Source organism: Myxococcus vastator (assembly GCF_010894475.1).
GTDB lineage: Bacteria > Myxococcota > Myxococcia > Myxococcales > Myxococcaceae > Myxococcus > Myxococcus vastator.
In genome coordinates this window covers 1-7,991 of sequence record NZ_JAAIYB010000391.1, presented here as the reverse complement: position 1 = coordinate 7,991, position 7,991 = coordinate 1, and the positions used below count along the sequence as shown (strand labels likewise).

The 7,991-nt window shown below is 69.3% G+C and carries 8 protein-coding genes; 3 read left to right on the top strand and 5 right to left on the bottom strand.

Annotation, left to right across the window (positions count from 1 at the left end; translation table 11 throughout):
• The coding region (locus tag G4D87_RS29155) for a TetR/AcrR family transcriptional regulator (RefSeq protein WP_240358698.1) at nucleotides 1-620 on the top strand (620 nt) is incomplete at its 5' end.
• Nucleotides 621-630: 10 nt separating this feature from the next.
• Here the strand turns inward: G4D87_RS29155 and G4D87_RS39045 are convergent.
• Entirely contained in the window at nucleotides 631-801 is a 171-nt protein-coding gene (locus tag G4D87_RS39045) for a hypothetical protein (protein WP_176412906.1), read from the bottom strand.
• A gap of 171 nt (nucleotides 802-972) precedes the next feature.
• On the opposite strand from G4D87_RS39045, the gene G4D87_RS29150 reads away from it, so the two are divergent.
• On the top strand, nucleotides 973-1,734 hold the full coding sequence (locus tag G4D87_RS29150; RefSeq protein WP_163785980.1) for a porin family protein: 762 nt from the start codon (nucleotides 973-975) through the stop codon (nucleotides 1,732-1,734).
• A 147-nt stretch (nucleotides 1,735-1,881) separates the two neighbouring features.
• On the opposite strand, the gene G4D87_RS29145 is transcribed toward G4D87_RS29150, so the two are convergent.
• From G4D87_RS29145 to mhpA, 4 genes are all read right to left on the bottom strand, one after another.
• Nucleotides 1,882-3,219 carry a calcium-binding protein gene (locus G4D87_RS29145; RefSeq protein WP_240358697.1) on the bottom strand — a complete coding sequence of 446 codons (1,338 nt, stop codon included), beginning with the start codon at nucleotides 3,217-3,219 and terminating at the stop codon, nucleotides 1,882-1,884.
• Nucleotides 3,220-3,365: 146 nt separating this feature from the next.
• Complete coding sequence (locus G4D87_RS29140; protein WP_163785979.1) at nucleotides 3,366-4,982, bottom strand: M56 and MltD domain-containing protein; 1,617 nt, start codon at nucleotides 4,980-4,982, stop codon at nucleotides 3,366-3,368.
• Nucleotides 4,979-5,380, bottom strand: coding sequence for a BlaI/MecI/CopY family transcriptional regulator (locus G4D87_RS29135; protein WP_163785978.1), 402 nt, complete (start codon nucleotides 5,378-5,380; stop codon nucleotides 4,979-4,981). Before G4D87_RS29135 ends, G4D87_RS29140 begins: the two co-directional genes overlap by 4 nt.
• Nucleotides 5,381-5,467: 87 nt before the next feature.
• A complete protein-coding gene (gene mhpA, locus G4D87_RS29130; protein ID WP_163785977.1) occupies nucleotides 5,468-7,048 on the bottom strand; it encodes a bifunctional 3-(3-hydroxy-phenyl)propionate/3-hydroxycinnamic acid hydroxylase MhpA in 1,581 nt (526 codons plus the stop codon).
• A gap of 207 nt (nucleotides 7,049-7,255) precedes the next feature.
• Here mhpA and G4D87_RS29125 point away from each other — a divergent pair.
• Nucleotides 7,256-7,991, top strand: a 736-nt coding sequence (locus tag G4D87_RS29125) for an AfsR/SARP family transcriptional regulator (protein WP_275902307.1), incomplete at its 3' end; no start/stop codon positions are given.

The window sequence follows — 7,991 nt, the reverse complement described above, 5'->3', positions numbered from 1 at the left end:
CCACGGCCGCCCGTCTCCCCCCCACGGCGGCGGCGCCCCCCGAGGGCACGCGTCGGCGCATCCTGGAGACGGCCCTGCAGCTCTTCGCGAGCCGCGGCTATCACGACACGTCCATTCGGGACCTGGCCTCGGCCCTGGAGCTGCGGCCCAGCGCGCTGTACGCCCACTTCGCGGCCAAGGACCACGTGCTCGCGGAGCTGGTGCGCATTGGCCACGAGGCCCACTTCGAGGCCCTGGAGTCCGCGCTGCAGGGCGCGAAGCCCACGCCGGCGGACCAGGTGCGCGCGCTGGTTCATGCGCACACGCGCGTCCACGCGGAGCATCCGCAGCTCGCGCTGGTGGTGAACGAGGAGTTCTACGCGCTGAGCCTGGAGCTGGCGGCGCCGGCGCAAGCGCTGCGGGACAAGGCCAACGCCATGTTGATGGACGCCATCCAGCGCGGGATGGCCCAGGGACACTTCTCCCCGCTCCATCCCACAATCACCGCCGCGGCGATTGTCGGGATGGGCTCGCGCATCCCCCACTGGTTCGAGCCCGAGGGCCCCATCGCGGTGGAGACCCTGGCGAGCACTCACGCCGAGCTGGCGCTGCGGATGCTGGGGAGCGTCTCCGGCGCGTGAGGCCGGGCGGCTAACCGCGACTGTGCCTGCGGCCGGACGCCACCTGGAACGCGTACACCCCCAGCGCGGCGATACCGGCGAGGAGGACGACCCACAGCAAGCCGCCCACGACGACGCGAGTCACGGTGAGCACGACCCAGAGCGCGAGCAGCCCCAGGCCCACATAGAACAGCCCCTTCATTCTTGGCCTCCATGGCACGGCGAAGTCCCTTCAATTTGGGGACGCCTCGCATGCGCGACAGGGTCCGGCTGCACGGCGGGTTGCCCACCGTTGAATCTTCCAGGCGGACTCGCGTCAGCAGGCACATCCACCGCAACGGCGGATGCCTTCTTCACGCTGGACACCCTCCCCATGACGACTCGCACGCTCTGGAAGCTCACGGCGCTCTCCCTCACGCTGTCCGCCCCCTCCTTCGCCGCGGACTGGCGCAATGACGGCAACCTCCGGCGCAAGGAGGTCAAGAGCACCGAGGCGCTCGAGCAGGCGCGAGAGGACCGGGGCTTCGCGCTGGGGCTGCGCGCGGGCTACAGCCTCCCGCTGGGAAGCGCCGTGGGCTCCGACCGGGGCGAAGCCCCAGGGATGCGCGACGCGTACAGCGGCGCCATCCCCTTGCAGGTGGACGTGGGCTACTTCTTCAACTCGAACGTCTACCTGGGTGCCTACTTCCAGTATGCGCCCGTGTTCCTCGCCGAGGACTGCGGCGCCGACGTCAGTTGCTCCGCCAACCAACTGCGCTTCGGCGTCAACGCGTCCTACCACTTCCGCGCGAGTGAGAAGCTCATGCCCTGGCTGGGCCTGGGCATCGGCTACGAGCTGCTCGACACGAAGCTCTCCGCGAGCGCGGGTGACTTGGAGACCGTCATCGGCGCGGGCGCCCGCGGCATCGAGTTCGCCTCCGTCCAGGGCGGCGCCGACTACCGCGTCAGCGACACGTTCTCCATTGGGCCCTACCTGTCGCTGGCGGCCGGCGTCTACCAGACGGCGACCAGCCGCCTGGAGACGAAGAACGTGCCCATCCTCGGCGACATCTCCGAGTCCGCGTCGGAGAGCATCGACGACAAGGCGGTCCACGCCTGGCTGTCCGGCGGCGTGCGGATGCAGTTCCGCTTCTAAAGCGAGCACTGGCCCGCGGATGAGGGGGACTGCCCCACGCCCCTGCGTGGCGATACCTGCCCCCCGTGGGAGCCCTTGCCCACCGTGAATCCACGAGGCCCCCGTCCACCGAAGCGGGCGGGGGCCTCGTCACCACGAAGCCGGACTTCAGTGGTACGGCGTGACGCTGACCGGGGAGCCGAGCTCGCTCTGGAGCTGCGTGCGGGCGCTGCTGCTCAGCGGCCACCGCCACGAATTCTGGAAGACGTCCGCCAGGTTGACGCCCGCGGCCCGGCTGGCGGCGAAGACGAAGTTGTCCGCGGCATGGAACGGGCTGGTGACGTTGGAGAGCGTCGCCGCCTCCTTCCAGACATTGTTGATGAAGTTCCAACCGTGCTGCCGGTGCAGCCGGAAGACGATGGACGCGAACAGGTCCGGCGAGCTGCGTCCGGCGAGGCCGCTGTTGGCCCGCAGCGTGTTCGACCAGTCATAGCGGTAGCACGTTGAACCGCCGGGCGTCGTGGGCGTCGTCGTGGCCCCCGACGTGCCGCAGGCCACCGTGGTCGTCCGATAGGTGTCCACGAGGCCCAGAAGCTGGGTGTAGAGCGTGTTGTGCGCGCTGTTGCCCGACAGGCCCTCGTAGCTCATGGCCAGGAACCGCATCGCCACCGCGTAGCCCGTCCGGATGCTGTGGCCGTAGTTGGCTTCGTTCGAGGAGAGCTTGGTTTCATAGAACCAGTAGTTGCGGCCGAGCTCGTAGTAGGGCGTGCTGTCATGGACCCCCGCCGCGGCGTCGGGGCACATCTGGTCCCGGAACACCTCGAACTTGAACTCCACGCCGGTAAATCCACGGTAGCCGCACGCCACGCCGACGCAGGGCAGCGCCGCTCCGCTGGGCAGCACCGCGAGGCTGTTCAGCTCGTCGTAGTGGAGGTGTTGCGGCGGGTCATCTCCCGTGACCTCGGCATAGAAGTCGACGCCCTTGTCGATTCCCGTGACGATGTGCTGAATCTGCGGCGTGGTGCAGGTCGTCCGGTCAGGCGTCCGCAACGCGATTTTTCGCCCCTTCCACAGATAGAGCTCGGGCTTGTAGCTGGGGACTTGAGCCGTCGCGTATGGGTTTCTGAGCACGCAATACCAGGAATAGGGATCGCTGTAGTTCTGGTACGCAGCCTCGTAGCCCTCTTCAATCTCCACGCCATTGACATAGTGCTTGTACTGGTCCCGGCACGCCCGGTTGAGGTCCATGTTCTTGGACTGGCTCTGGTGCCAGCACTTCCAGCTGAAGGCCGTGGGATTGGGCTGCTGGAGATACGAGAACGCGGTGGAGCCATAGAGCGTCTGACAGTGCTGGGTCAGGTTCATCCCTGGCAGCGTCATCGCCTGGGCGGAGGCACTCCATGGCACCACGATGGCCAAGGCCAGCACCAGCGCCTGGAGCCCCTGGTGAGACATCACCGCGCGCACGGCGCCCCGGACGCCATGCGTCAACTGTAGCTTCTTCATGTGGACTTCCCCCTCTGCGACTGTTTCACGCCCCCTGAACCAGGATGCGTGGTCTGGCATGTCGCCGCGACATGCAAGGACTACCTTCCTGTCACACCGCGAGTAAAGTGTAATTTAAGTATTTCACGTCAACCGAGTGACCGGGCTCAGTCCAACAGGTGCGGGTTGCGCAGGATGAGCAGCCCCGCCTGCACGGTGGCGGCGTAGTCATTGAGGTGCCCGGCGTCGATGAGCGCGGTGGCGTCACGGCTGCCGCCCGCGGCCAGCGCCGCATCCACCTTCTTCGCCCCCTGGTTGTACGCGGCGAGAGCCAGCCGCCAGTCGCCATAACGTGCGTGCAGGTCCGACAGCAGCGAAGCGGCGGCCTGGGTTTCACGCGCCACGTCCAGCCGCTCGTCCCGCGCGGCGCTCACCTCCAGCCCGTACCGCCGCGCCGTCTCCGGAATGAACATCCACACGCCCGCGCCACGCATGCCCGGCGCCAGCGAGGGCCGGCCGTCCGTCTCCGGCATGTTCGTCGCGGCGGATTCAACGACGGCCACAGCCAGCAAGCCCTCGGGCAGCCCCCGCGCGCGCAGCGGCGCGGAGAGCGCCTCCCGGTGTGTCTTCAGGTTGGCCAGCGCGCGCTTCATGAACGCGCGTCCCTTCTCCGAACCGGTGAGCGTGTTGAGCCGCGCCAGCACATGCGCGTCCACCACCACCGGCAAATCTCCCTCCGGCTGACTGGACCGGGCGAGCGCCTGCGCCTCCACGAGCGTCACCGCGCGGCCCTGCGCCACGCCTTGTGACAGCGCCGCGAGCGGCACCAGGACGAGACACAGCGCGGCCAGGAGCGCGGAAACACCCCGGGCACGGGCGGGACGAGGTTGGAAGAGCATCTGGATTCTCCGGGTGGTGGGGTGGGACATGCCGGTGGCTCCGGCGGGAAGAGACGGTTTGAGCGGAAGCGCCAGCGCCGCCTGGAGCAGACACCTCGCGTAGGCGTGCGCCTGGACGCGGCCACCGGCCACCAGCGCTTCGTCACACGCCAACTCCTGGAGCGCGGCCATCCACCAGGACAGGGCATGGGCGCCCGGATGCCAGAAGAAGGCCCCCGTGAGGAGAAGCCGCGCGAAGGCCCGGTGCGTGTCGCGCTGCCGGTGGTGCTGGAGCTCGTGAAGCACCGTCAGCCGGAAGGACTCCGCGTCCTCCAGCAGCGCGGGCGGCACCACCACCCACGCGGAGGGCTGACGCCCGGCGCGCGGAAACCACGCGGAGAAGGCCGGCATGCCCGCCTCGCCCAGCACCACGGCGACACGCCCCACGCCGCGCACGCGAGGCAGCGACTCCAACTGGCGCAGCAAGCGCGCATGCCGCGCCAGCGCCCGGGTGATGAAGGCGCCTCCTCCCAACAGGAGCGCCAGCGCCGCCGCGGGCAGCACGGGCGGCAGGGCGGGCGCGGACTCCCGCGCCCGCGCGGGCTCCGCCACCGGGCGCGGCGGCCACAAGGGCGCGGGCAGCCGGCCCGCGTGACGCGCCACGGAGCGCTCGAACGTGAAGCGGGGCCCGGTGGGCAGCAGCGCGTGCACGGCCGCGGCGAGCCAGGGCAGCACCAGCACGAGCAGCCACACGCCACGCGCCACGCTCGAGGACTGCCGCGCCGACAAGGGACGGCCCAGCCGCTTCAGCAACGCCAGCGCCAGCCAGGCCAGCGGCGGCGCCACGACGAGCAGCAGCGCCTGCGTCAGATAGAGCGACGCGAGCTCCCGCAGCGCGGCGCTCACGGCTTGCGCCCCTTCGCGTCGAGCAGCTCTCGGAGCTGGTCCACCTCCGAGGCGGACAGGGGCACCGCCTCCACCAGCCGCGCCACCAGCGCGGAAGGCGTGCCGTCGAACACCGTCTCCACCAGGTGGCGCACGCTCTGCGCCTCATAGGCGTCGCGCGGCAACACCGCCGAGTACAGGTGGCCACGGCCCTGCTTGCGGCTCTCCACCACGCCCTTCTGCTCCAGGATGCGCAGCACCGTGGACACGGACGTGTAGGCCAGCGCGCGCTCCGGCGGCAGCGCGGCGAGCACGTCCGCCACACTCACCTCACCGAGGCGCCAGACAATGTGCATCAACTCCAGCTCCACCGGCGTCAACGGCCGTGGAACCACTTCGGGCTCAGGCTTGCGAGTCACGAGCGAACCTCCGTGACGCGCAAACTACTAAGGGCTTAGTTCTAAATCAACTAACTCCTTAGTAGTTCACGGCTGGAGGCCCCGGCCCTACACACCGAGCGCCTCCCGCAGCTCCGGCAGGCGCCGCGACCGCACCGCGCCGTAGACGAACCGGTCCGGCCGCAGCACCACCACGTCCGCGGCGTGCTTGGAGAACCAGTCCGCCAGCTTTCCGGTGACGTCCACCACGGCGGGCGCGTCCTCGCCGGCGCCGTCCACCGCCTCCGCCGGAGGATGGAATGTCAGCATCCGGCCCCCCAGCGACTCGGCCAGCTCGCGCGCCGCCTCCCGCTCCGCCGACGGCGCGTTGCCCCGGCACAGCACCGTGAACTCATTGCCCAGGGTGTCGTCCAGCAGGACCTCCTCCCCCGACGGCAGCTTCACGCGCGGCTGGATGAAGTACTCGCCCTTGTCGCCGAAGTAGTAGCCGTTCGCGTGCGCCGGGGCCTCCTTGAACTCGAAGCCCTCGATGAACTTGCGCACCCGGGGGATGCGCTGAAGGGTGCGCAGCAGCGCGTCACGCGCGGAGGCCACCAAGGGGTTGCGCGCCAGGAACAGGTGCCCCACCCGGACACACAGCTTCTGCACCGCCTCCACGTGCGGCCGGCGCTCCTGCTCATAGGTATCCAGCAGCGACGCGGAGGACTGCCCGTGCAGCACGCGCTTCAGCTTCCACGCCAGGTTGGACGCATCCCGCATCCCCGACACCAGGCCCTGGCCCATGAAGGGCGGCATGGTGTGCGCCGCGTCGCCCAGCAGGAAGACGTTGCCCTGGCGCCAACGCGCCGCGTTGAGGCAGTGGAAGGTGTAGACCTGCGCCCGCTCGATGCGCACCCGCTTGGGGTCCACGTACGGCGCGATGAGCTCGGCGATGGTCTCCGACTTCTCCAGCTGCTCGCGCGTCTCGCCGGGCATCATCATGAACTCCCAGCGAATCTGGTTCACCGCGCCGGTGGCCACGAAGGCCGGACGCTTCGGGTCGCACACGAAGCGGCAGATTTCCGGCACGTCCCCTTCCACCACGGTGCCGGACACCGCCAGCCAGGGCTCGCCGTAGGCCCGCCCCGCCATCGGGATTCCCATCGCCTTGCGCACGCCGCTGCGCGCCCCGTCACACGCCAGCAGGTACTTCGCGCGGATGGAGCGCTGCTCCCCGGTGCGCGAATCGCGGTAGCGCACCGTCACCCCGTCGGAGTCCTGCACCACCCCCTCCACGCTCACGCCCTTGCGCAGCTCCACGTGCTCGAAGCGGTTGAGCCCGTCACGCAGCGCGCCCTCCAGCAGCGGCTGGTGGAAGAACCACAGCGGCGTGTGCCCGAAGCCGAAGTCCGTCTCGCCGGTGTGAATCTCCGCGAAGCGCTTGCCCGTGCCGCCCACGTACTCCGCGAAACGGCTCTCCCGCATGTTGCTTTGCAGCAAATCCAACAGTCCGGTGGACTGGTAGATGCGCAGGCCTTCGTCGTCGCACGAAAAGGCCCGGGGCTCGCCGTGCGGCGTCACGTCCCGCTCCAGCAGCAAGGTGCGCACACCCATGAGCCCCAGCAGGTTGCCCGTCAACGCCCCCACCGGACCACACCCGCTGATGATGACGTCCACCTGCGCGTCCGTCTGCTGACTGTCACAACCCATGGATGCCTCCTGGGGCAATGTCTGGCATTTTTAATAACGAATCAGGTGTGACCACGCTGTGACGGGTCCGGAAGCCTGGATCAGCATCCGCCCAGAGCGGCGAGCTGCCGTGTGACGGAAAAACCACACGCAAAAATTGTCACTGCTGGGGCAATCCCTACCCGTTACGGAGGTTTTCGGCGAACGTGTTACCTTAGAGCCCCGCCCATGCGAGGAATCCCGGAGGACATGGCCGCCGACGGCCTGCTAAATACACAACGCTTTCACCTGGAACTCTTGGGCGAAGCCCGGCTCCGGGTCGGCGACACGCGCATCCCCCTGGAGCGGCGGACCGCGGGCGTCCTCGCATGGCTGGCATTGGAAGGCCCCCACCCGAAGTACCGCCTGGCCGGCCTGCTGTGGGCGGAGTCCGGGGAGACGACCGCGCGCAACAACATGCGACAGCTGCTGCGCCGGCTGCGGCTCGCCTGCGGCGCGGAGCTGGTGCAGGGCACCGACGTCCTCTCGCTGGGCGCGGGCGTCGTCTCTGACGCCGCCGAGCTCCAGGCCCATGTGCTCGCGGGGCGCTTCTCGGAAGCCCTCATGCTGGAAGGCGTGCTCCTGGGCGCCCTGGAATACGAAGATTGCTCAGAGTTCCAAACATGGCTGGAAGGCGCGCGTGAGCGGTTGGACAAGCTTCGCCGCCGGGCCGCCGTGGCGGAGTCGGAGTCGCGGGAGAAGCGGGGGGACCTGACGGGCGCGCTGGCGCTCGCGGAGCAGCTCCTCACCATGGACCCGTATTCGGAAGAAGCGTGGCGCCGGCTGATGCGGCTGCACTACGTGGCGGGCGACCGCATGGCCGCGCTCAACGCCTTCGAGCGGTGCCGCCGCCTGCTGCGCGAGGAGCTGGACACCACGCCGCTGCCGCAGACGGTGGCCCTGGCGCGTGAAATCGAGCGGGGCC